Origin of the sequence: Enterobacter sp. NFIX58, assembly GCF_900110475.1 — a bacterium.
Taxonomy (GTDB): Bacteria; Pseudomonadota; Gammaproteobacteria; order Enterobacterales; family Enterobacteriaceae; genus Enterobacter; species Enterobacter quasiroggenkampii.
Window position 1 is genome coordinate 454,531 of record NZ_FODW01000004.1, and the last position, 24,138, is coordinate 478,668.

19 protein-coding genes are annotated in these 24,138 nt (G+C 58.0%); 11 read left to right on the top strand and 8 right to left on the bottom strand.

What is annotated here, in order from left to right; all coding sequences use genetic code 11:
* Nucleotides 1-97: 97 nt before the first annotated feature.
* Both sfsA and thpR read right to left on the bottom strand, forming a co-directional pair.
* Nucleotides 98-802 (bottom strand): DNA/RNA nuclease SfsA, encoded by a 705-nt coding sequence (gene sfsA, locus BMW97_RS18450; RefSeq protein WP_039265695.1) that lies wholly within the window; start codon nt 800-802, stop codon nt 98-100.
* Nucleotides 792-1,346, bottom strand: a complete 555-nt coding sequence (thpR, locus tag BMW97_RS18455) for an RNA 2',3'-cyclic phosphodiesterase (protein ID WP_045907819.1) — start codon at nt 1,344-1,346, stop codon at nt 792-794. Before thpR ends, sfsA begins: the two co-directional genes overlap by 11 nt.
* Before the next feature lie 73 nt (nt 1,347-1,419).
* On the opposite strand from thpR, the gene hrpB reads away from it, so the two are divergent.
* From hrpB to fhuB, 6 genes are all read left to right on the top strand, one after another.
* Nucleotides 1,420-3,849 carry an ATP-dependent helicase HrpB gene (hrpB, locus tag BMW97_RS18460; RefSeq protein WP_090393063.1) on the top strand — a complete coding sequence of 810 codons (2,430 nt, stop codon included), beginning with the start codon at nt 1,420-1,422 and terminating at the stop codon, nt 3,847-3,849.
* A 142-nt stretch (nt 3,850-3,991) separates the two neighbouring features.
* Entirely contained in the window at nt 3,992-6,517 is a 2,526-nt protein-coding gene (gene mrcB, locus BMW97_RS18465) for a bifunctional glycosyl transferase/transpeptidase (protein WP_045907821.1), read from the top strand.
* 234 nt (nt 6,518-6,751) lie between these two features.
* Nucleotides 6,752-8,962, top strand: coding sequence for a ferrichrome porin FhuA (gene fhuA, locus BMW97_RS18470; protein ID WP_045907822.1), 2,211 nt, complete (start codon nt 6,752-6,754; stop codon nt 8,960-8,962).
* 50 nt (nt 8,963-9,012) lie between these two features.
* Nucleotides 9,013-9,810 carry a Fe3+-hydroxamate ABC transporter ATP-binding protein FhuC gene (fhuC, locus tag BMW97_RS18475; RefSeq protein WP_045907823.1) on the top strand — a complete coding sequence of 266 codons (798 nt, stop codon included), beginning with the start codon at nt 9,013-9,015 and terminating at the stop codon, nt 9,808-9,810.
* Complete coding sequence (gene fhuD, locus BMW97_RS18480; protein ID WP_045907824.1) at nt 9,810-10,700, top strand: Fe(3+)-hydroxamate ABC transporter substrate-binding protein FhuD; 891 nt, start codon at nt 9,810-9,812, stop codon at nt 10,698-10,700. The genes fhuC and fhuD overlap by 1 nt, the downstream gene beginning before the upstream one ends.
* Nucleotides 10,697-12,679, top strand: a complete 1,983-nt coding sequence (gene fhuB / locus BMW97_RS18485) for a Fe(3+)-hydroxamate ABC transporter permease FhuB (RefSeq protein WP_045907825.1) — start codon at nt 10,697-10,699, stop codon at nt 12,677-12,679. Before fhuD ends, fhuB begins: the two co-directional genes overlap by 4 nt.
* 84 nt (nt 12,680-12,763) lie before the next feature.
* Here fhuB and hemL read toward each other — a convergent pair whose 3' ends face one another.
* Nucleotides 12,764-14,044 (bottom strand): glutamate-1-semialdehyde 2,1-aminomutase, encoded by a 1,281-nt coding sequence (gene hemL, locus BMW97_RS18490; protein ID WP_090393065.1) that lies wholly within the window; start codon nt 14,042-14,044, stop codon nt 12,764-12,766.
* 176 nt (nt 14,045-14,220) lie between these two features.
* Here hemL and clcA point away from each other — a divergent pair, with 176 nt between their 5' ends.
* Complete coding sequence (gene clcA / locus BMW97_RS18495; protein WP_045907827.1) at nt 14,221-15,621, top strand: H(+)/Cl(-) exchange transporter ClcA; 1,401 nt, start codon at nt 14,221-14,223, stop codon at nt 15,619-15,621.
* Nucleotides 15,622-15,706: 85 nt separating this feature from the next.
* Nucleotides 15,707-16,051, top strand: a complete 345-nt coding sequence (erpA, locus tag BMW97_RS18500) for an iron-sulfur cluster insertion protein ErpA (RefSeq protein ID WP_013095643.1) — start codon at nt 15,707-15,709, stop codon at nt 16,049-16,051.
* Between the two features lie 58 nt (nt 16,052-16,109).
* On the opposite strand, the gene BMW97_RS18505 is transcribed toward erpA, so the two are convergent.
* The 3 genes from BMW97_RS18505 to mtnN are packed head-to-tail and all read right to left on the bottom strand — an operon-like array spanning nt 16,110 to nt 18,252.
* Nucleotides 16,110-16,733 carry a TRIC cation channel family protein gene (locus BMW97_RS18505; RefSeq protein WP_045907828.1) on the bottom strand — a complete coding sequence of 208 codons (624 nt, stop codon included), beginning with the start codon at nt 16,731-16,733 and terminating at the stop codon, nt 16,110-16,112.
* A gap of 27 nt (nt 16,734-16,760) precedes the next feature.
* A complete protein-coding gene (gene btuF / locus BMW97_RS18510) occupies nt 16,761-17,561 on the bottom strand; it encodes a vitamin B12 ABC transporter substrate-binding protein BtuF (RefSeq protein ID WP_045907829.1) in 801 nt (266 codons plus the stop codon).
* The gene (gene mtnN / locus BMW97_RS18515) at nt 17,554-18,252 is read right to left on the bottom strand and encodes a 5'-methylthioadenosine/S-adenosylhomocysteine nucleosidase (RefSeq protein WP_008501920.1); all 699 of its coding nucleotides are present in this window, start codon (nt 18,250-18,252) and stop codon (nt 17,554-17,556) included. The genes btuF and mtnN overlap by 8 nt, the downstream gene beginning before the upstream one ends.
* 82 nt (nt 18,253-18,334) lie before the next feature.
* Here mtnN and dgt point away from each other — a divergent pair, with 82 nt between their 5' ends.
* From dgt to cdaR, 3 genes are all read left to right on the top strand, one after another.
* Complete coding sequence (gene dgt / locus BMW97_RS18520) at nt 18,335-19,849, top strand: dGTPase (protein ID WP_045907830.1); 1,515 nt, start codon at nt 18,335-18,337, stop codon at nt 19,847-19,849.
* 131 nt (nt 19,850-19,980) lie between these two features.
* Entirely contained in the window at nt 19,981-21,417 is a 1,437-nt protein-coding gene (degP, locus tag BMW97_RS18530) for a serine endoprotease DegP (protein ID WP_025756813.1), read from the top strand.
* Nucleotides 21,418-21,563: 146 nt separating this feature from the next.
* Nucleotides 21,564-22,721, top strand: a complete 1,158-nt coding sequence (gene cdaR / locus BMW97_RS18535; protein ID WP_045907831.1) for a DNA-binding transcriptional regulator CdaR — start codon at nt 21,564-21,566, stop codon at nt 22,719-22,721.
* A gap of 92 nt (nt 22,722-22,813) precedes the next feature.
* Here the strand turns inward: cdaR and BMW97_RS18540 are convergent, their stop codons facing one another.
* Together BMW97_RS18540 and dapD are read right to left on the bottom strand one after the other, a co-directional pair.
* Complete coding sequence (locus BMW97_RS18540; RefSeq protein ID WP_014168696.1) at nt 22,814-23,200, bottom strand: DUF3461 family protein; 387 nt, start codon at nt 23,198-23,200, stop codon at nt 22,814-22,816.
* 111 nt (nt 23,201-23,311) lie between these two features.
* Entirely contained in the window at nt 23,312-24,136 is an 825-nt protein-coding gene (gene dapD, locus BMW97_RS18545; protein WP_008501915.1) for a 2,3,4,5-tetrahydropyridine-2,6-dicarboxylate N-succinyltransferase, read from the bottom strand.
* Nucleotides 24,137-24,138: the final 2 nt, after the last annotated feature.

The window sequence follows — 24,138 nt, forward strand, 5'->3', positions numbered from 1 at the left end:
GTATGGCAATTATCTAAACGTAACACTTGACAAGCCTGTGAGGAAAAGCGTATTTGCGCACGCGGCCAGAACACTTAATCGTCAATCGTCTAATCCCTTATAAGACAATGGGAAGAGAGGATCTCAGAGTCATATTATCGGCAGAAAGTTCCGCTTTATAAGCGAAAACCTCTACCCCCTGCTTTTGTGCCTCATTCAACAATTGCGCGTATTTAGGATCAATATGGCGGGCAGGGGAGAAACGTTCAATGGCTGAATGCAACACTGCAAACAGCAATACGGCGCGTTTGCCCGCCGCCGCAACACTCATTAGCTCTCGCAGATGCTTCTGGCCACGTAGCGTTACCGCATCCGGGAAGTAGCCATTTTCCTGTTCCGCTAACGTCACTGATTTCACTTCAATATAGCACTCCGGCCTGTCTTCCGCCTGTAACATGAAGTCAATTCTGCTGCCTTCATCGCCATATTTCACTTCGCTTTTATGCGTGCCATAACCGACCAGTTCGGGAATTACGCCATGGGTCAGCGCTTCCTTAACCAGTTGATTGGCGCGCAGGGTATTAACGCAAATAAATGCCCCGTTCTGGGTTTCGGTCATTTCCCAGGTATGGGCATATTTGCGTTTAGTATTTTCTGATGTGGAATACCAGACCCTGTCACCCGGCGTCGCGCATCCCGTCATGGCACCGGTATTGGGGCAGTGCAGGGTGAGCGGTTCGCCTTCAGGCGTGATCACATCGGCGAGGAAGCGTTTGTAGCGTTGGATAAGCGTAGCGTGCTGCAGGGGAGGACTAAACTTCATCAGAGTTCCTTTCGGTGTTGCCCAGCGTCCAGCGCTGTAGCGGCGTATAGCGGGTGCGTCCCTGTGCAAAGACGGATTCATAAAGCGCGAATGTGTTGACCGGAAAGGCCCAGTGAAAACCCGGCGGCGGGATGGCAACGGCCTGACCGGCATCGCGCAGCAGGGTGATGTGCGGATGAAACGGCTGTGGGCTTTGATAACAGCCGCTGCGCGCCGCCTGCGCGCGCAGCATGTTCGCCAGCTGTAATAATCCGCGCGGAGGCTGACGCGTCCCCAGCCAGACCACACGCGAACGCAGCCACTGACCCGCGTCGTCGAGGTGTAGCGTAAATTCCGGCTGGGTAATACGCCCGGCCATTGCGGCTAACGCCCGCTGTTTTTCGGCACTGACATCGCCCAAAAAGGCCAGCGTCAGGTGCAGGTTAGCCGCCGCGACAGGACGACCGGCTTCCGGCGGGAAGCGATCGGCGCGCCAGCGAACAATTTGACGCTGTAGTGTTGTGGGCAATTCAATGGCAAAAAACAGCCGTTTCGACTCAGGCATACGGAGGACTCGGTAATGATATGCGCCGATGCTACAATGTACGCCGACTAATGTTAACCCTCTGGAGCTGTTAGTGTCCTCATTGCCGGTCGCCGTCGTTCTTCCTGACCTCCTCGCTGCCTTACGTCATGCCTCGCAGGTTTTGCTGAATGCCCCGACGGGGGCGGGTAAGTCCACCTGGCTGCCGCTGCAAATTCTGAAAGACGGGAACATCAGCGGGAAAATTATCCTGCTGGAGCCGCGCAGGCTGGCCGCGCGCAACGTGGCGCAGCGCCTGGCGGAACTGCTGAATGAAAAACCCGGCGAAACGGTAGGTTACAGGATGCGCGCTGAGACCTGCGTGGGCCCGACCACGCGCCTTGAGGTGGTCACCGAGGGGATTCTCACCCGGATGCTGCAAAACGATCCGGAGCTGACCGGCATCGGGCTGGTGATCCTGGATGAATTCCACGAGCGCAGCCTGCAGGCGGATCTGGCCCTTGCGCTGTTGCTGGACGTTCAGCAGGGGCTGCGCGACGATCTCCGTCTGCTGATAATGTCGGCGACGCTGGACAATGTGCGGCTACGGCAGGCGCTACCTGATGCGCCGGTCATCAGCTCTGAAGGGCGGGCGTTTCCTGTTGAACGCCGCTATCAACCGCTTCCCTCCCACCTGCGTTTTGACGAGGCGGTCGCCGTTGCCACCGCTGAACTGCTGCGCCAGGAGCCCGGTTCCCTGCTGCTGTTTTTGCCGGGTGTCGGTGAGATCCAGCGCGTGCAGGAGCAGCTTTCCTCTCGCGTAGGCGGTGATGTACTGCTGTGCCCGCTCTACGGCGCGCTGTCGCTACAGGAGCAGCGTAAAGCTATCCTTCCCGCCCCGGTGGGGCAGCGCAAGGTGGTGCTGGCAACCAACATCGCTGAAACCAGTTTGACCATCGAAGGTATTCGCCTGGTGGTGGATAGCGCGCAGGAGAGGGTGGCAAGCTTTGACCCGCGTACCGGGCTGACTAAACTCCTGACGCAGCGCATCAGCCAGGCGTCAATGGTGCAGCGCGCGGGCCGTGCGGGGCGTCTTGAGCCGGGGATTTGCCTGCATTTGACCAGCGCGGAACAGGCAGAACGCGCGGCGCAGCAAAGCACGCCGGAAATTTTACAAAGTGATTTGTCGGGCCTGGTGATGGATCTGCTGCAGTGGGGCTGTCCGGATCCTGGACAGCTTACCTGGCTTGATTCTCCCCCTGCCGTTAACCTCGCTGCTGCGCGCAGTCTGTTGACTGAGCTTGGCGTACTGGAAGGCGAACGTCTGACGGTACGCGGCCAGAAAATGGCGGCGCTGGGCAACGATCCGCGTCTGGCCGCGATGCTGGTGGCCGCGCAAGGGGATGATGAAATTGCCACGGCGGCTAAACTGGCGGCTATCCTTGAGGAGCCGCCGCGCGGTGGCTGCAGCGATCTGGGGCAGGCGTTTTCACGCAATCAGGGGAACTGGCAGCAGCGGGCGCAGCAACTGTGCAAACGGCTTAACAGCCGCGGCGGCGTGCCAGACAGCGAGAGGATTTCCCGGCTGTTAGCGCAGGCGTTTCCGGATCGAATTGCGCGTCGGCGCGGGCTGGACGGCCGCTATCAGCTGGCAAACGGCATGGGGGCGATGCTGGACAGCGATGACGCCCTGACGCGTCATGAGTGGCTGATTGCGCCGCTCCTGCTGCAGGGGAGCAACTCCCCCGACGCGCGTATCCTGCAGGCGATTGCCGTCGATATTGACGCCCTGACCCGTAGCTGTCCGCAGTTGCTTAAGCAATCGGACATCGTCGAGTGGGATGATGCGCAGGGCACGCTGAAGGCGTTTCGTCGTAGCCAGATTGGGAAACTGACGCTCGGGACGAAGCCGCTGGCGAAGCCGTCGGAAGACGAGCTTCATCAGGCTATGCTGAACGGCATTCGGGAAAAAGGGCTGAGCGTGCTGAACTGGACGCCGGAGGCGGAACAGTACCGCATTCGCCTGCGCTGCGCCGCAAAGTGGCTACCGGAAAAGGGCTGGCCAGCGATGGATGACGAGACGCTGCTGGCTACGCTTGAACGCTGGCTACTGCCGCAGATGAGCGGCGTGCACTCTCTGCGCGCCCTTAAGGCGCTTGATGTTAAGACTGCGTTACAGAATTTACTGGACTGGTCATTGCGTCAACGTCTGGATAGTGAACTGCCAGGGCATTACACTGTGCCGACCGGAAGCCGGATTGCCATCCGTTATCATGAGGATAATCCGCCGGCGCTGGCGGTTCGGATGCAGGAGATGTTTGGTGAAGCAACCACGCCGTCTATTGCTGAAGGACGCGTGCCGTTGGTGCTTGAACTGCTGTCGCCTGCGCATCGCCCCTTGCAGATCACCCGAGATTTAGGGGCGTTCTGGGCGGGGAGCTACCGTGACGTGCAGAAAGAGATGAAGGGGCGGTACCCCAAACACGTCTGGCCGGACGATCCGGCGAATACGGCGCCGACGAAGCGGACGAAGAAGTATTCCTGAACGGGATGTGCGGCCTGATGCCCTCACCCTGGCCCTCTTCCACAGGGAGAGGGAGAACTAATTTTGAGAGATTTCTTCTTTCACAGGCCTGTGAAAGAAAAGAAAATCTGGCCTTTGCGCCTGAAAGTTGCGGAGAAAAAGCATGGCGGGGAATGACCGCGAGCCAATAGGACGTAAGGGAAAACCAACGCGTCCGGCGAAAGAAAAAGTAAGCCGTCGTCGCCTCAGAGATGAGGACTATGACGATGACTATGAAGACGATGATGAGGATGAAGAACCGATGCCGCGTAAAGGGAAAGGCAAAGGGCGCAAGCCTCGGGGCAAACGCGGCTGGTTCTGGCTGCTGCTGAAGCTCTTTATTGTTTTTGTTGTGCTGATGGCAATTTACGGCGTGTATCTGGATCAGAAGATCCGCAGCCGTATCGACGGTAAAGTCTGGCAGTTACCTGCGGCAGTGTATGGCCGTATGGTGAACCTTGAGCCAGATATGTCCATCACGAAAAACGAAATGGTAAAACTGCTGGAAGCCACCCAGTATCGTCAGGTGTCAAAAATGACGCGCCCTGGCGAATTTACCGTGCAGGCGAACAGCATTGAGATGATCCGTCGTCCGTTTGATTTCCCGGACAGCAAAGAGGGTCAGGTGCGCGCGCGTCTGACCTTTGACGGGGATCGTCTGGATACCATCGAGAACATGGATAACAACCGCCAGTTCGGTTTCTTCCGTCTCGATCCGCGTCTGATCACCATGCTCTCGTCGGCAAACGGCGAGCAGCGTCTGTTCGTGGCGCGTAACGGCTTCCCGGATCTGCTGGTCGATACGCTGCTGGCGACCGAAGACCGTCACTTCTACGAGCACGACGGCATCAGCCTCTACTCGATTGGTCGTGCGGTGCTGGCGAACCTGACTGCCGGTCGTACCGTGCAGGGAGCGAGTACGCTGACTCAGCAGCTGGTGAAAAACCTCTTCCTCTCCAGCGAACGCTCTTACTGGCGTAAAGCGAACGAAGCCTACATGGCCGTGCTGATGGACGCGCGCTACAGCAAGGATCGTATCCTTGAGCTGTATATGAACGAGGTGTACCTCGGTCAGAGCGGCGATAACGAAATCCGCGGCTTCCCGCTGGCGAGCCTGTACTACTTTGGTCGTCCGGTGGAAGAGCTGAGCCTGGATCAGCAGGCGCTGCTGGTGGGCATGGTGAAAGGGGCGTCCATTTATAACCCGTGGCGTAACCCGAAACTGGCCCTGGAGCGTCGTAACCTGGTGCTGCGTCTGCTGCAACAACAGCAGGTGATCGACCAGGAGCTGTACGACATGCTGAGCGCACGTCCGCTTGGCGTTCAGCCGCGCGGTGGGGTGATCTCGCCTCAGCCTGCGTTTATGCAGCTGGTGCGTCAGGAGCTGCAAAGCAAGCTTGGCGATAAGGTCAAAGATCTCTCCGGCGTGAAGATCTTCACCACCTTTGACTCCGTGGCGCAGGATGCGGCAGAAAAAGCGGCGGTGGAAGGTATTCCGGCGCTGAAGAAACAGCGTAAGCTCTCCGATCTTGAAACCGCGATGGTGGTGGTTGACCGCAACTCCGGCGAAGTTCGTGCGATGGTGGGCGGTGCCGAGCCGCAGTTTGCAGGCTACAACCGTGCCATGCAGGCGCGTCGCTCGATCGGTTCTCTGGCAAAACCGGCGACCTATCTGACTGCCCTGAGTCAGCCAAACCAGTATCGTCTGAATACCTGGATTGCGGATGCGCCTATCTCCCTGCGCCAGCCTAACGGCCAGGTGTGGTCACCGCAGAACGACGATAAGCAGTTCAGCGGTCAGGTGATGCTGGTGGATGCGTTGACGCGCTCCATGAACGTGCCGACGGTAAACCTGGGCATGTCGCTGGGCCTGCCGGCCATTGTCGATACCTGGCAGAAGCTGGGCGTGGCGAAAGATCAGCTGCACCCGGTGCCGGCGATGATCCTCGGGGCGCTTAACCTGACGCCGATCGAAGTGGCGCAGGCGTTCCAGACCATCGCCAGCGGCGGTAACCGCGCGCCGCTGTCCGCCCTGCGTTCGGTGATTGCCGAAGATGGCTCCGTGCTGTATCAGAGCTTCCCGCAGGCGGAGCGTGCCGTTCCTGCTCAGGCGGCCTACATGACGCTGTGGACGATGCAGCAGGTGGTGCAGCGCGGTACGGGTCGTCAACTGGGTGCGAAGTATCCGGGCCTGCATCTGGCAGGTAAGACCGGGACCACCAACAACAACGTCGATACCTGGTTTGCCGGTATCGATGGCCGTGAAGTGGTCATTACCTGGGTAGGACGCGACAACAACCAGCCGACCAAGCTGTACGGGGCGAGCGGGGCGATGTCGATTTACCAGCGCTATCTGGCGAATCAGTCACCGGTGCCGCTGAACCTTGTCGCGCCGGAAGATATCGTCGATATGGGCGTGGACAGCTCCGGTAACTTCGTCTGCGGCGGCGGAATGCGTACTCTGCCGGTCTGGACAACCAACCCGGATTCCCTGTGCCAGCAGAGCCAGCCTGAACAGCCGACCGGCAACCCGTTCGATCAGTCTTCTCAGCCACAGCAGCCGCAGCAGCAACAGCCGCAGCAGCAGAATGAGAAGAAAGACAGCGATGGCGTAGCCGGCTGGATTAAGGACATGTTTGGCGGTAACTAACTTTTAAAGCCCTCTTCCTCGGAAGGGGGCTTTTTTTACCCGTAAACCTCATTTCGTTAACCCTCACTTTAACTCTGATTAACCCTTCGTTTTCTCTTGTCTATTTCTTAAACCCTTAATTCTCGTAGGGCCGCTTACTGCTTGCTATGCAACCCGCGTTTCGCATATTATTCTGGCGCTCATAATAATAATTCTCGTTTACGTTATCATTCACTTTTCCATCAGAGAAACATCATGGCGCTTTCCAATACTGCTCAGCCAATGAACACGTCGCTGCGTAAACTCGCGGTCGTCGTCGCCACAGCGGTTGCCGGCGTGTCCGCGTATGCTCATGCGGCAGAAACCCCGAAAAAAGAAGAAACCATCACGGTAACCGCAGCACCTGCGGCACAGGAAAGTGCCTGGGGACCGGCACCCACGATTGCGGCCAAACGCACCGCCACGGCGACCAAGACCGATACCCCGATTGAGAAAACCCCGCAGTCTATTTCTGTCGTCACCCGCGAAGAGATGGACATGAAACAGCCGGGGACGGTTAAACAGGCGCTGGCCTATACGCCGAGCGTGTTCGCAACACGCGGTGCGTCAACAACGTATGATGTTGTTTCTATTCGTGGGTTCACCACCTCCAGTACCGTGAATACCAACCAGTATCTGGACGGGATGAAGCTGCAGGGAGATAACTATTCTGAAGCGTCCATGGATCCGTATTTCCTTGAGCGCGTCGAGTTGCTGCGCGGCCCTACGTCCGTTCTGTACGGTAAAAGCCACCCGGGTGGCGTGGTCAGCATGGTCAGCAAGCGGCCAACCACCGAGCCACTGAAAGAAATTCAGTTCAAAATGGGTACCGATAATCTGTGGCAGACCGGGTTTGATTTCAGCGATGCGATTGATGATGACGGCGTGTGGTCATACCGTCTGACCGGTCTGGGGCGCAGCGAAAATGCGCAGCAGGAGATGGTGAAATCTTCCCGCTACGCTATTGCACCTGCTTTCAGCTGGCGTCCTGACGATAAAACCGATTTTACTTTCCTGAGCAACTTCCAGAGCGATCCGGATGCAGGCTATTACGGCTGGCTGCCGCGGGAAGGTACCGTTGTGCCTTACTATGACGCCAACGGCAACGCGCATAAGCTGCCGACCGATTTCAACGAAGGTGACGAAGACAATAAGATCTCCCGTCGCCAGAAAATGGTGGGCTACAGCTTCTCGCATCAGTTTGATGACACCTTTACCGTGCGTCAAAACCTGCGCTACACCAAAATCAATACGCTTTACCGTTCCGTTTACGGTAACGGCTATATTGCACCGGCTCAGATCAGCCGCGCGTACGTGCGCTCTGATGAAAACCTCAACTCGTTCACGGTCGATACCCAGCTGCAGTCCAAATTTGCGACCGGTGCAGTGGATCATACCCTGTTGACGGGCGTCGATTACCTGCGCATGCGTAACGATATTGATGCAGATTACGGCAGCGCTGACCCTATCAGCATGACGGATCCGCAGCACAACAATGCCAATATCAACGTGAACTTCCCGTATGCCGTGCTCAATCGTCAGGAGCAAACGGGCCTGTACGCGCAGGATCAGGCTGAGTGGGATAAGTGGGTACTGACCCTGGGTGGACGCTATGATTTTGCCAAAACGTCCACATTGACGCGTTCCTCCAACACGACGGCTGAAATCAACGATCGGGCATTCACCTGGCGCGGCGGGATCAACTACCTGTTTGATAACGGTATTACGCCGTACTTCAGCTATAGCGAATCCTTCGAGCCTATTTCCGGCGCAACCCAGGGCGGCAAACCGTTCGATCCGGCTCGCGGCAAGCAGTATGAAGCGGGCGTGAAGTATGTACCGAAAGATCTGCCTGTTGTGGTCACCGCTGCGGTGTATCAGCTGACCAAAAACAACAACCTGACGGCCGATCCGGCGAACCCGACCAGCGGCTTTAGCGTACAGGGCGGTGAAATTCGCTCTCGCGGTTTCGAACTGGAAGCGAAAGCGGCAGTATCTGCCAACGTGAACGTGACGGCTTCCTATAGCTTTACTGATGCGGAATACACGCACGATACCTGGTATGAAGGCCGTCGTCCGGCGGAAGTGCCGCGTAACATGGCGTCTCTGTGGGCAGATTACACCTTCCACGAGACGGCGTTGAGCGGTCTGACGGTAGGGGCAGGCACCCGTTACATCGGTAACACCGTGTCCTACTACTCTGCCTCGTCGTCAAAAGCCTACCAGTCGTTCAACGTCGCGGGCTACGCACTGGCGGACGCGACCGTGAAATACGACCTGGCACGCTTTGGACTGCCGGGCTCATCCGTCGGCGTCAACGTGAACAACATCTTCGATCGTGAATACGTCTCCAGCTGCTACAGCGAATATGCATGCTACTGGGGCGCAGGACGTCAGGTTGTTGCCACCGCGACCTTCCGCTTCTAATCTCTGTCCGGGCACGGTTCGCCGTGCCCTTTTTATTTAAGTTGGCTGAAATGCAGGATAATCAAACGCAACCTGACACCACCTTTACGCTCAACCATCTCTCCTTTCGCGTACCCGGGCGCACCTTGCTGCATCCGCTCTCTTTGACGTTCCCCGCAGGTAAAGTCACGGGCCTGATTGGTCACAACGGTTCCGGTAAGTCCACGCTGCTTAAGATGCTGGGACGCCATCAGCCGCCGTCAGAAGGCGACATCCTGCTGGATGACCAACCGCTCGAGAGCTGGAGCAGCAAAGCGTTTGCCCGCAAAGTGGCGTATCTGCCGCAGCAGCTGCCGCAGGCGGAGGGGATGACGGTGCGAGAGCTGGTGGCGATTGGGCGTTATCCGTGGCATGGCGCGCTTGGACGCTTCGGCGTGGCCGACAGAGAGAAAGTGGAAGAGGCGATTACGCTGGTCGGGCTGAAGCCGCTGGCGCACCGTCTGGTGGATAGCCTGTCCGGCGGTGAACGCCAGCGCGCGTGGATTGCGATGCTGGTGGCCCAGGACAGCCGCTGCCTGCTCCTTGATGAACCCACCTCCGCGCTCGATATCGCCCATCAGGTCGATGTCCTGGCGCTGGTGCACCGCTTAAGCCAGCAGCGCGGTCTGACGGTGATTGCGGTGCTGCATGACATCAACATGGCGGCGCGCTATTGCGACTACCTTGTTGCGCTGCGCGGCGGCGAAATGATTGCGCAGGGAACGCCGTCCGAGCTGATGTGCAGCGAAACGCTGGAACATATTTATGGTATTCCGATGGGTATTCTGCCTCACCCGGCCGGGGCTGCACCGGTGAGCTTCGTCTACTGATGCTCGACAACATGCGCATTAGCCGCCGTCGCCTGCTGACGGCGATGGCCCTCTCACCGCTGCTGTTAAAAATGAATACGGCGCGTGCCGCCGCCGTCGATCCGCACCGCATAGTGGCGCTGGAGTGGCTGCCGGTCGAGCTGATGATGGCGCTCGGCGTCACGCCCTACGGCGTGGCGGACATTCCTAACTATAACCTCTGGGTGAACGAGCCGAAGCTGCCGGACTCGGTAATCGACGTCGGCCTGCGGACGGAGCCAAACCTCGAGCTGCTCACCCAGATGAAACCGTCGTTCCTGTTCTGGTCCGCGGGCTACGGTCCGTCAGAAGAGACCATGGCGCGCATTGCGCCCGGACGTGGATTCGCTTTCAGCGACGGTAAAAAACCGCTGGCGATGGCGAAAAAGTCGGTTAACGAGATGGCGCATTTCCTCAACCGGGAAGCGGAGGCTAAAAAACATCTCGACGAATTCGATGCCCTGATTGACGCTCTGAAGCCGCGTTTTGCTCACCGTGGCGATCGTCCGCTGCTGATGGTGACGCTGCTGGATGCCCGCCATATGCTGGTTTTCGGTAAAAACTGCCTGTTCCAGGAAGTCCTCGACAGTTTTGGTATTCGTAATGCCTGGGAAGGGGAGATGACGTTCTGGGGCAGTACCGCTGTGGGTATCGATCGTCTCGCGGCGTTTCGCGACGTGGATGTGCTGTGCTTCGATCACGGCAACGAGCGCGCCATGCAAACCCTGATGGCGACGCCGCTCTGGCAGGCGATGCCGTTTGTCCGTGAGCAACGCTTCCAGCGCGCCCCGGCGGTCTGGTTCTACGGCGCGACGCTCTCGGCCATGCATTTTGCCCGCGTGCTGGATAACGCGCTGGGAGGTAAAGCATGAGTTCACGGATTGCCCGCTTCCCGGCGCTTCTGCTGGTGCTGATTTTCCTTGCCGCGCTGGCGTTAACCGGGTTTAACCTCTCGGCCGCATTACCGCGCGCGCAGTGGGGGGCCGCGCTGGCCTCGCCGGATATCGACAATATTCAGCAGATGCTGTTCCACTACAGCCTGCTGCCGCGTCTGGCAGTCTCCCTGCTGGTTGGTGCCGGTTTAGGGCTGGTGGGGGTGCTGTTCCAGCAGGTTTTACGTAACCCGCTGGCGGAACCCACCACACTCGGCGTCGCGACCGGCGCCCAGCTTGGGATCACCATCACCACGCTGTGGACGCTGCCGGGGGCGTTAGCCTCGCAGTTTGCGGCGCTTGCCGGAGCGTGTGCGGTGGGCGCGCTGGTCTTCGGCGTGGCCTGGGGGAAACGCCTTTCCCCGGTGACGCTGATTCTGGCCGGGCTGGTGGTCAGCCTGTACTGCGGGGCGATCAATCAGCTGCTGGTCTTGTTCCACCACGATCAGCTGCAAAGCATGTTCATGTGGAGTACCGGAACGCTGACCCAGACCGACTGGAGCGTGGTGCAGCGCCTGTGGCCGCAGCTGGCTGGCGGTGTTGTGCTGACGCTGCTGCTCCTGCGTCCTCTGACGCTGATGGGACTGGATGATGGCGTGGCGCGCAACCTGGGGCTGGCGCTTTCGCTGGCTCGCCTGGCGGCGCTGACGCTGGCGATTGTATTGAGCGCCCTGCTGGTGAACGCGGTCGGCATCATCGGGTTTATCGGCCTGTTTGCCCCGCTGCTGGCGAAGATGCTCGGAGCGCGTCGCTTGCTGGCGCGTCTGATGCTGGCGCCGCTGATTGGGGCGCTGATCCTCTGGCTTTCCGATCAGCTTATTCTCTGGCTGGCGCAGGTCTGGCGTGAAGTCTCCACCGGCTCGGTCACCGCGCTGATCGGGGCGCCGCTGCTCCTGTGGCTGCTTCCGCGCCTGCGCAGCATGAGCGCACCGGCGATGGATGCGGGCGATAAAGTCCATACTGAGCGTCAGTCGGTACTGTGGTTTAGCCTTGTCGGGCTGGCGGTGCTGATTATCGCCTCGTTCGCGGCGCTCTCATTCGGACGCGATGCCGCGGGCTGGCACTGGGCAACGGGTGATTTACTCAACGCCCTGCTGCAGTGGCGCTGGCCGCGTATCCTCGCTGCGCTGATCGCAGGCGTGATGCTGGCGGTGGCAGGATGCATTATTCAGCGTCTGACCGGTAACCCGATGGCGAGCCCGGAAGTGCTCGGGATCAGCTCTGGCGCCGCCTTTGGCGTGGTGCTGATGCTGTTCTTCGTGCCGGGCAATGCGTTTGGCTGGCTGATGCCTGCCGGCAGTCTCGGGGCGGCGGTTACGCTGATGATTATCCTGATTGCCGCCGGTCGAGGCGGATTTTCACCGCACCGTATGCTGCTGGCGGGGATGGCGCTCAGCACTGCATTCACGATGCTGCTAATGATGCTGCAGGCAAGCGGCGATCCGCGTATGGCGAAGATCCTGACCTGGATATCCGGCTCAACGTACGGTGCGACCGGCAGCCAGGCGATCGGGTCCGGGATCGTGATGATCGTACTGCTGGCGATGGTGCCGCTGTGCCGTCGCTGGATGACCATCCTTCCGCTCGGCGGGGAAACCGCGCGCGCGGTGGGAATGGCGCTGACGCCAGCGCGTATCGCGTTGCTGCTGCTCGCTGCGTGCCTGACGGCGACGGCGACCATGACGATTGGCCCGCTGAGTTTTGTGGGGCTAATGGCGCCGCACATTGCCAGAATGATGGGGTTCCGCCGGACGATGCCGCATATCGTGATGTCGGCCCTGACGGGCGGGGTGATGCTGGTGTTTGCGGACTGGTGCGGAAGAATGGTGCTGTTCCCGTATCAGATCCCGGCGGGTCTGCTGTCGACCTTTATCGGTGCGCCGTATTTTATTTATCTGTTGAGAAAGCAGAGTCGGTAGTCAGGTGCGGCCTGATGCCCTCTCCTGCGGGGAGAGGGAGAACACCGTAGGCCGGGTAAGCGTTAGCGCCACCCGGCAATGCCCTTAGAGCTTCGCAAACACCTTACGCGCCGCGTCAATGGTGTTATTGATATCTTCTTCACTGTGCGCCACGGACATAAAGCCCGCTTCGAACGCTGACGGTGCCAGGTATACGCCTTCTTCCAGCATCAGGTGGAAGAAGCGCTTGAAGCGTTCAACGTCGCACTTCACCACGTCCTGATAGCAGGTCACGATTTTCGCCTCGGTGAAGAAGATCCCGAACATGCCGCCCACGTGGTTAACCACCAGCGGAATACCGGCTTCCTCTGCCGCTTCCAGCAGGCCGTTTGCCAGCTGCGTGGTCCGGTCGGTCAGGGTTTCGTGGATGCCTGGCTGAGCCACTTCGGTCAGGCAAGCAAAGCCCGCCGCCATCGCGATAGGGTTACCGGAGAGCGTGCCCGCCTGGTAAACCGGGCCGGTTGGCGCCAGCGCTTCCATGACGTCCTTACGCCCACCGAATGCGCCGACCGGCATGCCGCCGCCGATGATTTTACCCAGGCTGGTCAGGTCCGGCTCGACGCCGTAGTAAGACTGGGCGCCCGCCAGCGCTACGCGGAAGCCGGTCATCACTTCATCGATGATCAGCAGCGCACCGAACTCATCGCACAGGGCACGCAGGCCCGGCAGGAAATCAGGCTGCGGTGGAATGCAGTTCATGTTGCCCGCAACCGGCTCAACGATGATGCAGGCGATCTCCTGCGGATACTGCTCGAACGCCGCGCGAACGGTGTCCAGATCGTTGTAGGTGCAGGTCAGGGTATGCTTCGCGAAGTCAGCCGGTACGCCAGGTGAGTTCGGCTGGCCGAGCGTTAGCGCGCCGGAACCCGCTTTCACCAGCAGGCAGTCCGCATGACCGTGGTAGCAACCCTCAAACTTGATAATCTTGTCGCGACCGGTAAAGCCGCGCGCCAGGCGGATGGCGCTCATGGTCGCTTCGGTACCGGAGTTCACCATGCGCACCATGTCCATGGTCGGGACCAGCTCGGTAACCAGCTCCGCCATTTTCACTTCCATTTCGGTTGGCGCACCGAAGCTCAGGCCGCGCTGAGCGGCTTCAATCACCGCGTTACGAATGGCCGGGTGGTTGTGTCCCAGCACCATCGGGCCCCAGGAGCCGACATAATCGATATAGGCTTTGCCATCGACATCATACAGATACGCGCCGTCAGCACGTTCGATAAACAGCGGCGTGCCGCCCACGCCGGTAAAGGCGCGCACAGGTGAGTTCACGCCACCCGGAATAAGCTCGCGGGCTGCACTGTAGAGGTTTTCAGACTTGCTCATGGCGTCGTTCCTGGTTCGTATAAAATGATTAAGCCCACTATTCTAAGTGATTCGGGGAAGGTTATGAAATTTTTAGCCGGGTAATGCTTTAAGATTTGTTAAGTAATTTTCAGGAGACGGTGGGGCTGTCTCTGGTAAAATCCTCGCGGCTTTTGTATGACGAATAAGTACAGGACATGAAATCAGATTCTCCGTCTTTTGAAGAACAACAGTTTACGCGCGCCCAGCATCGAATCAGTATTCGGCGGCTGCTCAATCGCGATAAAACGCCGCTGGCGATCCTGCTGGCCGCTGCCGTGGTGGGAACACTCGCCGGTCTGGTGGGCGTGGCATTTGAAAAAGCGGTTAATGCCGTGCTCAACTGGCGAGTGGGAACCGTGGCCGGTTTCGCCGACAGCCGATGGCTGGTCTGGGTTGCGGCGTTCGGGCTGTCGGCGCTGTTTGCCATGGTGGGGTATTTCCTGGTGCGTAAATTTGCGCCGGAGGCGGGCGGGTCCGGCATCCCGGAAATTGAAGGGGCGCTGGAGGAGCTGCGTCCGGTGCGCTGGTGGCGTGTCATCCCGGTGAAATTTATCGGCGGCATGGGTACGCTGGGCGCGGGGATGGTTCTTGGCCGGGAAGGGCCTACGGTTCAGCTGGGCGGGAACGTCGGCCGCATGGTGGGCGATCTGTTTCGGATGCGCAGCGCCGAAGCGCGCCATACGCTGCTGGCAACCGGTGCGGCCGCGGGGCTGTCGGCGGCCTTTAACGCGCCGCTGGCGGGCATTTTGTTTATCATCGAAGAGATGCGCGCGCAGTTTCGCTACAACCTGATCTCCATTAAAGCGGTGTTTACCGGCGTCATTATGTCGAGCATCGTGTTTCGCCTCTTTAATGGCGAAGGGGCGGTCATTGAGGTGGGTAAACTGACCAACGCGCCGGTGAACACCCTGTGGCTTTATCTGATCCTCGGCATGATTTTTGGCGTGGTGGGGCCGCTGTTTAATACCTTTATCTTACGCGCTCAGGATATGTTCCAGCGTATTCACGGTGGGAATACGACCAAATGGGTGCTGATGGGCGGCCTGCTGGGCGGAATCTGCGGCGTGCTGGGGTTTATCGAGCCGAATGCCGCTGGCGGCGGTTTCGGGCTGATCCCCATTGCGGCGGCGGGGAACTTTAGCGTGGGTCTGCTGCTGTTTATGTTTATCTCCCGCGTCATCACGACGGTGCTCTGTTTTTCCTCCGGCGCGCCCGGCGGGATATTCGCCCCGATGCTGGCGCTGGGAACCTTGCTGGGCACCGCGTTTGGTATGGCGGCGGAAGCGGGCTTTCCCGCCTATCACCTTGACGCCGGGACCTTTGCGGTGGCCGGAATGGGCGCGCTGCTTGCCGCCTCCCTGCGCGCGCCATTGACCGGGATCGTGCTGGTGCTGGAGATGACGGATAATTACCAGCTCATTTTGCCAATGATCATTACCTGTCTTGGCGCGACACTATTAGCCCAGTTCCTGGGTGGAAAACCGCTATACTCCACCATTCTTGCACGTACTCTGGCAAAACAAGAGGCGGAGCGGGCCGCAACGCAGAATACTTGAATGAATTACCAGGGTATTAGATAATGACACAAAGAATTGGGTGAATTTTACCCAATAGCAGTAGCAGTATTCATGGGAGCATAAGATGAGTGATGATGTAGCGTTGCCGCTGGAGTTTACCGAAGCAGCAGCCAACAAAGTGAAAACCCTGATTGCCGACGAAGACAATCCGGATCTGAAACTGCGTGTCTATATTACCGGCGGCGGCTGCAGCGGCTTCCAGTACGGTTTTACCTTTGACGATCAGGTTAACGATGGCGATATGACCATCGAGAAACAGGGCGTTGCGCTGGTGGTTGACCCGATGAGCCTGCAATATCTGGTGGGCGGTTCGGTGGATTACACCGAGGGTCTGGAAGGTTCGCGCTTTGTGGTCACCAACCCGAACGCAACAAGCACCTGCGGGTGTGGTTCTTCGTTCAGCATTTAAGCCTGAATGCGGATTGTAGGCCCGGTAAGCGAAGCGCCACCGGGCTTATAAACGACGCCTATCTTGAATTTTCATCCAGCGCAAACGTCGGCAGCTTCAGGTGCCAGCGTATCGCCGCTAAACGTATCACCAGCGTCACGACCATCCCCAGCATCGCGGCGTTTTCCAGCGGAAGGGCAAACGTGTAGTACGCGGTCGCGTGGACAATGCCGCCCGCGATACAGGCCGTTGCGTAAATTTCAGTACGCAGGATCATCGGTACCTCACGCGCCAGAATGTCGCGAATGATCCCGCCGCCTACGCCGGTTAATACGCCCATACAGATCGCCACCATCGGACCGGTGCCCGCATTAAACGCCTTATTGACGCCAATACCGACAAACACGGCCAGACCGACGGCATCCAGTACCGGCAAGATCCATTTTGGTAATCGGCGGGGCTGGCGAACCAGCACAATAGTTAACAGGCAGGTGACCATCGCGACCACCAGATCGGTCGGATCTTTCACCCAAAACACCGGGCCATTAGCCAGCGCCATATCGCGGATTGTCCCGCCGCCCACGGCGGTCACTACGCCCAGCACCAGCACGCCAAACGGATCCATGCGTAGTTTTCCGGCGAGCAGGACGCCGGAGATAGCAAAAACGGCTGTGCCAAGAATATCCAGCCAATAAACGAGCATCGTTAAATCCTCGAAAAGGGTCTTATGTTAGTGACTCTCTGCCAGCGCGGCACAGAGCTGTTTTGCGGCGAGGATAATACGCGGGCTGGCGCGTTCAAACCAGTCGCTGTTGAGGGGTATTACCGGTATTTTTAGCTGCTTTTGCCAGAATTGCTCAATTTTGGGAATTTCACTCGCATTTCCGACCACGACGATGGCCTGTGGCTGGCGCGCCAGAACCTGCTCACGGCTTACCTGAGGCCACGGCACCCGGCTGGCTGCAAAGATGTTTTCACCGCCACAAACTTCCAGCACCTGGTTTTGAATCGACCCTTTTCCGGTGGTGAACAGCGGCTGGCTGCCAAACTGCAGGAAGATGCGCTTTTTAACTGGGGTATCGTATCGGGATTTCAGCGCGGCATAGTCGCTCAGCATCTGTTTCGCCGCAGCCTCGGCTTTTTGGGGGATTGGGCTATAGGGTGCCAGGGCGCGTAGCGCCTGTGCGACCTGTTCAATGCTGACGGCATCAATCCACATGACCTTTATGCCAAGGGAAGTGAGCTGGTTGACCTGCCGCTCGGCGTTGCCGCCACGCCAGGCCAGCACGAGATCCGGTTTCAGCGCCACGATGCGCTCAAGGTTCATCCCTTGCCAGGTGGCCACTTGCTCAATCCCCGCGGCCTGCGGCGGATAATCGGAAAAGCTGCTCACGCCGACGGGCGTAATGCCGGCGGCAAACGCCAGCTCCGTATTGGCGGGAGAGAGCGTAATCACGCGCGGTACAGCATAGAGCCACAGCGGAGCGAGCAGAAGCAGGGCGGCAAGCGCCCTGAGGGGATGTTTAGCCACGTGCCAGATTCTGCACCAGGCGTTCCACCATCACGGTGGACTGTTTTGCCGCAACGGTCAGGAACTCGTCGAAGCTGATGTGGGACTGCTGGTCAGCCACGTCAGAGATGGCGCGAACCACCACGAACGGTACGTTGAAGTTATGGCAAACGTGCGCAATCGCAGTCGCTTCCATCTCAACGGCCACCGCCTGAGGGAAGTTATGACGGATTTTCGCCAGACCCACGGAACCATTGATGAACGCGTCACCGCTGACAATCAGACCGCGTACCGCGTTGAGGTTGAGCTCCGCAATGCAGGTCTCTGCCGCCGCAATCAGTTTGTCGTCCGCTTTAAACCCTGCCGGGCAGCCCGGAAGCTGGCCGTACTCGTAACCGAACGCGGTGACGTCAGCATCGTGGTAACGCGCTTCGTCGGAAACAACGATATCACCCACCTTCAGCGTCGGCGCCAGGCCGCCCGCAGAGCCGGTATTCACGATCACGTCCGGCTTGCAGCGCTCAAGCAGCAGGGTGGCACCCAGCGCCGCAGCGACTTTACCGATGCCTGATTTCAGCAGAGCCACGTCAACACCGTTTAGCTGACCGGTATAGATCTCACAACCCCCCAGAGAGAGGGTCTGACGGTTCTCAATTTTGTCACGCAGGAGCGTAACTTCTTCTTCCATTGCACCAATAATGCCGATTTTCATAGATTTACTCGCGATGTGCCTTGTTAAGATGCATAGTCTATCATGCGGTTAAGGGGAAACGCATTCTCACGCGGGGGAGCACATGTCACCAATCGATTTTCGCACCAAAATTAACTGGCACCGACGTTTCCGTTCGCCGCAGGGCGACAAGAGCGAACATGAGATCCTGCGTATCTTCGAAAGCGATCGCGGGCGGATCATTAACTCGCCCGCCATCCGCCGTCTGCAGCAAAAAACCCAGGTCTTTCCGCTGGAGCGTAACGCCGCGGTGCGCACGCGCTTAACCCACTCTATGGAGGTGCAGCAGGTCGGGCGCTATATAGCCAAAGAGATTTTGAGCCGTCTCAAAGAGCAGCGCTTGCTGGAAACCTATGGTCTGGACGAGCTGACGGGGCCTTTCGAGAGTATCGTTGAGATGGCCTGCCTGATGCATGACATCGGCAACCCGCCTTTCGGTCATTTTGGTGAGGCGGCAATTAATGACTGGTTTAAACAACGGCTTTACCCTTCGGATGCGGTAAGCCAGCCGCTGAGCGACGACCGCTGCATCGTACGCGATTTACGCCTGCGTGAAGGCGAAGAGGGGCTGAACGATTTGCGCCGCAAGGTGCGCCAGGATCTCTGTCATTTTGAGGGCAACGCGCAGGGGATCCGGCTGGTCCACTCCCTGATGCGTATGAACCTGACCTGGGCACAGGTCGGCTGCATTCTGAAATATACGCGCCCCGCGTGGTGGACGGGGGAGACGCCCGCGTCCCACAGTTATTTAATGAAAAAACCGGGCTATTATCTTTCCGAAGAGGCCTATATTGAACGGCTACGTAAAGAACTTTCATTGACGCCAAACGGCCGCTTTCCATTGACCTGGATTATGGAAGCCGCCGATGATATTTCCTATTGCGTGGCCGATCTGGAAGACGCGGTTGAGAAAAGAATCTTCAGCGTCGAGGAGCTTTATCAGCATCTTTATACGGCCTGGGGCACCCATGAAAAAGGCTCGCTGTTTGCGCAGGTTGTCGAAAATGCATGGGATAAATCGCGCTCAAATACATTAAGCCGCAGTACGGAAGATCAGTTCTTTATGTATTTGCGGGTCAATACATTAAATAAGCTGGTGCCGTACGCGGCGTCGCGCTTTATTGATAATTTGCCGCTGATTTTCAGCGGGGAATTCAACCATGCGCTACTGGAAGATGACAGCAGTTTCAGCCAGCTCCTCGAGCTTTATAAACATGTGGCGATGCGGCATGTCTTCAGCCATCCGGATGTCGAACAGTTAGAGCTGCAGGGCTACCGGGTGATCAGCGGGTTACTGGAAATTTATGCCCCGCTGCTCCAGCTGTCCGTTGACGAATTCAGCGAGCTGGTGGAACACGAGCGCGTGCGCCGCATCCCCATCGAATCCCGACTTTATCAGAAACTCTCTACCCGACACCGTCTGGCGTATGTCGAAGCGATTGGCAAGCTGGATCGTCATTCTCCCCAGTGGCCGGTGATGGAATATTATTATCGCTGCCGTCTTATCCAGGACTATATCAGCGGCATGACGGATTTGTATGCCTGGGATGAATATCGCAAGCTGATGGCGGTGGAATAACGCCGGAGTTTTGTAAAGACGGCCAATAAATTTTTACCTTTTCCATAAACTTATCGCCGGAACTAAGCGGTATAAAACGAATCTGAGTTACACAGCAATTTTGCGTTACCTGTAAATCGAGATTGAGAAACATGAAAAAAACCACATTAGCAATGAGTGCACTGGCTCTGAGTTTAGGTTTAGCGCTGTCTCCTCTGACTGCTACTGCAGCCGAGACCGCGTCGTCGGCAGCAACCGCGCAGCAGATGCCAAGCCTGGCACCGATGCTCGAAAAAGTGATGCCATCGGTGGTGAGTATTAACGTTGAGGGTAGCACGACCGTCAATACGCCGCGCATGCCGCGTAACTTCCAGCAGTTCTTCGGCGACAACTCGCCGTTCTGCCAGGACGGTTCGCCATTCCAGAGCTCTCCGTTCTGTCAGGGCGGTGGCGCAGGGGATGACAGCCAGGGCGGCGGCCAGCAGCAGAAATTCATGGCGCTTGGCTCGGGGGTAATCATTGATGCAGCGAAAGGCTATGTCGTCACTAACAACCACGTTGTCGATAACGCGAACAGCATTAAGGTTCAGCTGAGCGATGGCCGTAAGTTTGACGCCAAAGTGGTCGGCAAAGACCCGCGTTCTGACATTGCACTGATCCAGATTCAGGATCCGAAAAACCTGACGGCGATTAAAATTGCCGACTCCGACGCGCTGCGCGTGGGCGACTATACCGTGGCGATCGGTAACCCGTTCGGTCTGGGTGAAACCGTGACCTCGGGTATCGTCTCTGCGCTGGGCCGTAGCGGTCTCAATGCCGAGAACTATGAGAACTTCATCCAGACGGATGCGGCGATCAACCGCGGTAACTCCGGCGGTGCGCTGGTCAACCTGAACGGCGAACTGATCGGTATCAACACCGCGATCCTCGCCCCGGACGGCGGCAACATCGGGATCGGTTTTGCTATCCCAAGTAACATGGTGAAAAACCTGACCGCGCAGATGGTGCAGTATGGCCAGGTGAAACGCGGTGAGCTGGGTATCCTCGGTACGGAGCTGAACTCCGAGCTGGCGAAGGCGATGAAGGTTGACGCCCAGCGCGGGGCATTCGTCAGCCAGGTGATGCCGAACTCCTCTGCCGCTAAAGCGGGCATTAAAGCGGGGGATGTGATCACCTCCCTGAACGGTAAACCGATCAGCAGCTTTGCCGCCCTGCGTGCGGAAGTCGGCTCTATGCCTATCGGCAGCAAAGTGACCCTTGGTCTGCTGCGCGACGGTAAGGCGGTTAACGTGAGCCTGGAGCTGCAGCAGAGCAGCCAGAATCAGGTGGACTCCAGCACCATCTTCAGCGGGATTGAAGGCGCCGAGATGAGCAACAAAGGCGCAGACAAAGGCGTGGTGGTGAACAACGTGAAAGCGAATTCACCGGCAGCCCGTATCGGCCTCAAGAAAGGCGATGTGATCATGGGCGCTAACCAGCAGCCGGTGAAAAATATCGCTGAACTGCGTAAAATTCTCGACAGCAAGCCTTCCGTGCTGGCGCTGAATATCCAGCGTGGTGATACCTCTATTTACCTGCTGATGCAGTAATCCTCTGAAGCCCCTGTTCGCAGGGGCTTTCTCGTTTCTGTGACCCTTCCCACAAGTCCATACTTCTTCCTCTCTCTTTGTGCATTCGCACAATGCAGCCGTCGCTGAACATCCCTATGCTTGAGCTCTGCTCACAGGAGGGTTCTATGGCTGGCTGGCATCTTGATACCAAAATGGCGCAGGATATCGTGGCGCGCACCATGCGCATCATTGATACCAATATCAACGTAATGGATGCCCGCGGGCGCATTATTGGCAGCGGCGATCGCGAGCGTATTGGGGAATTGCACGAAGGCGCGCTGCTGGTGCTCTCCCAGGGGCGCGTGGTCGATATCGACGATGCGGTAGCGAAACACCTGCACGGCGTCCGTCAGGGCATCAATTTACCGCTGCGCCTTGAAGGCGAGATTGTGGGGGTCATCGGTCTCACCGGCGAGCCCGAGTCACTGCGAAAATACGGTGAGCTGGTCTGCATGACGGCGGAGATGATGCTCGAGCAGTCGCGCCTGATGCACCTGCTCGCTCAGGACAGCCGCCTGCGTGAGGAGCTGGTGATGAACCTTATTCAGGCGGAAGAGCATACGCCTGCGCTCAGTGAATGGGCGCAGCGTCTGGGGATCGATCTGAACCAGCCGCGCGTGGTAGCGGTGATTGAAGTCGATAGCGGCCAGTTGGGCGTAGACAGCGCGATGGCCGAACTGCAGCAGCTGCAAAATGCGCTGGCGACGCCGGAGCGCGATAACCTGGTGGCGATCGTTTCTCTGACGGAAATGGTGGTGCTCAAACCGGCGCTTAATGCGTTCGGCCGCTGGGATGCGGACGATCATCGTCGTCGCGTGGAGCTGCTGATCGCCCGAATGAAGGAGAATGGCCAGCTGCGTTTTCGCGTTGCGCTGGGCAATTATTTTACCGGGCCGGGCAGTATCGCCCGCTCCTGGCGTACCGCACGCACCACCATGATGGTGGGCAAGCAGCGAATGCCGGAGAGCCGCAGTTATTTTTATCAGGACCTGATGCTGCCGGTGCTGCTCGACAGCCTGCGCGGTGGCTGGCAGGCCAATGAGCTGGCGCGGCCATTGGCGCGCCTGAAAGCCATGGACAATAACGGCCTGTTGCGCCGGACCCTGCAGGCGTGGTTCCGTCATAACGTGCAGCCGCTGGCGACGTCAAAAGCGCTGTTTATCCACCGCAATACCCTGGAGTATCGGTTAAACCGAATTTCAGAGCTGACGGGGCTGGATCTGGGGAATTTCGACGACAGGCTACTGCTGTATGTGGCGCTGCAGCTGGACGAGCAGAGATGACTGAGTGCGGTCTGGTGCCCTCACTCCATCCGTCTCCCACGGGGAGAGGGCGCAAACACTAAAAACGGCAATCAAGGATTGCCGTTTTGCTTTTATTTCCGGGTTAACTTCTCAAGATCCGCTTCAATCTCGCTGATCTTATTGGTAACAACGCTTTCAAGGTGACGCAGGTCGTCAAGGATCTTACGCTTGAGATCGACTTCGGTGCGGTCGCGCTGGCAGATCTGATCGAGTTCATCGATCACATAGCGCAGGTTAGGGCTGATTTCCTGTACTTCTTTGTATCCCTGTCCTACACCGTCAGCAACAACGGTCTTACGCTGGCGTGGGTATTTAAACTTCACGCTTTTGGCGAAAAACTCTCCTTTGTCCTTGTGAAAATAGATTTTCAAAATATCGTTGTTGGCTTCCTGGCGGAGGCTGTAACGATCAATTTCATCAGGATTGGTAATGCCCAGACTTTTCAGATTATCGTACATAGCGGTACCCTTGATCTCAACATAACCTTTGAATAATTAACGAAAAAATCTATTTTCGCCACCCTCAGATATAAAAAAAGCGGGGTTGCCCCCGCTTTTTGTTATACCCGATTAATCGATGGTGCGCAGCAATTCGTTGATGCCCACTTTACCGCGCGTTTTCGCATCCACTTTCTTCACGATAACCGCACAGTACAGGCTGTATTTGCCATCTTTTGACGGCAGGTTGCCGGACACCACGACGGAGCCCGCCGGAACGCGACCGTAATGCACTTCGCCGGTTTCACGATCGTAAATACGGGTGCTCTGGCCGATGTAAACGCCCATGGAGATCACGGAGCCTTCTTCCACGATCACGCCTTCAACCACTTCAGAGCGCGCGCCGATGAAGCAGTTATCTTCGATGATGGTCGGGTTAGCCTGCAGTGGCTCCAGAACACCACCGATGCCCACGCCGCCGGACAGGTGAACGTTTTTACCGATCTGCGCGCAGGAACCGACAGTTGCCCAGGTGTCGACCATGGTACCTTCGTCAACGTAGGCACCGATGTTCACGTAGGATGGCATCAGCACGGTATTACGTGCGATGAAGGCGCCCTGGCGCACTGCCGCAGGCGGTACCACGCGGAAACCTTCTTTCTGGAAACGCGCTTCGTCGTAGTCAGCGAACTTCATTGGCACTTTATCGAAGTAGCGGCTTTCTGCTCCGTCGATAACCTGGTTATCGTTGATGCGGAAAGAGAGCAGCACGGCTTTCTTCAGCCATTGATGAGTGACCCACTGACCGTCGATTTTTTCTGCCACGCGCAGCGCGCCGGAATCCAGCAGGGAAATCACCTGGTTTACCGCTTCACGGGTCACGGTATCCACATTTGCCGGGGTAATCTCGGCGCGACGCTCAAAAGCGGACTCAATAACGTTCTGTAACTGCTGCATTG

Coding starts and splice junctions, on each gene's coding strand:
- sfsA (WP_039265695.1), bottom strand. CDS start 802: ATGAAGTTTAGTCCTCCCCTGCAGCACGCTACGCTTATCCAACGCTAC.
- thpR (WP_045907819.1), bottom strand. CDS start 1,346: ATGCCTGAGTCGAAACGGCTGTTTTTTGCCATTGAATTGCCCACAACA.
- mrcB (WP_045907821.1), top strand. CDS start 3,992: ATGGCGGGGAATGACCGCGAGCCAATAGGACGTAAGGGAAAACCAACG.
- fhuA (WP_045907822.1), top strand. CDS start 6,752: ATGGCGCTTTCCAATACTGCTCAGCCAATGAACACGTCGCTGCGTAAA.
- fhuC (WP_045907823.1), top strand. CDS start 9,013: ATGCAGGATAATCAAACGCAACCTGACACCACCTTTACGCTCAACCAT.
- fhuD (WP_045907824.1), top strand. CDS start 9,810: ATGCTCGACAACATGCGCATTAGCCGCCGTCGCCTGCTGACGGCGATG.
- fhuB (WP_045907825.1), top strand. CDS start 10,697: ATGAGTTCACGGATTGCCCGCTTCCCGGCGCTTCTGCTGGTGCTGATT.
- hemL (WP_090393065.1), bottom strand. CDS start 14,044: ATGAGCAAGTCTGAAAACCTCTACAGTGCAGCCCGCGAGCTTATTCCG.
- clcA (WP_045907827.1), top strand. CDS start 14,221: ATGAAATCAGATTCTCCGTCTTTTGAAGAACAACAGTTTACGCGCGCC.
- erpA (WP_013095643.1), top strand. CDS start 15,707: ATGAGTGATGATGTAGCGTTGCCGCTGGAGTTTACCGAAGCAGCAGCC.
- BMW97_RS18505 (WP_045907828.1), bottom strand. CDS start 16,733: ATGCTCGTTTATTGGCTGGATATTCTTGGCACAGCCGTTTTTGCTATC.
- mtnN (WP_008501920.1), bottom strand. CDS start 18,252: ATGAAAATCGGCATTATTGGTGCAATGGAAGAAGAAGTTACGCTCCTG.
- dgt (WP_045907830.1), top strand. CDS start 18,335: ATGTCACCAATCGATTTTCGCACCAAAATTAACTGGCACCGACGTTTC.
- degP (WP_025756813.1), top strand. CDS start 19,981: ATGAAAAAAACCACATTAGCAATGAGTGCACTGGCTCTGAGTTTAGGT.
- cdaR (WP_045907831.1), top strand. CDS start 21,564: ATGGCTGGCTGGCATCTTGATACCAAAATGGCGCAGGATATCGTGGCG.
- BMW97_RS18540 (WP_014168696.1), bottom strand. CDS start 23,200: ATGTACGATAATCTGAAAAGTCTGGGCATTACCAATCCTGATGAAATT.
- dapD (WP_008501915.1), bottom strand. CDS start 24,136: ATGCAGCAGTTACAGAACGTTATTGAGTCCGCTTTTGAGCGTCGCGCC.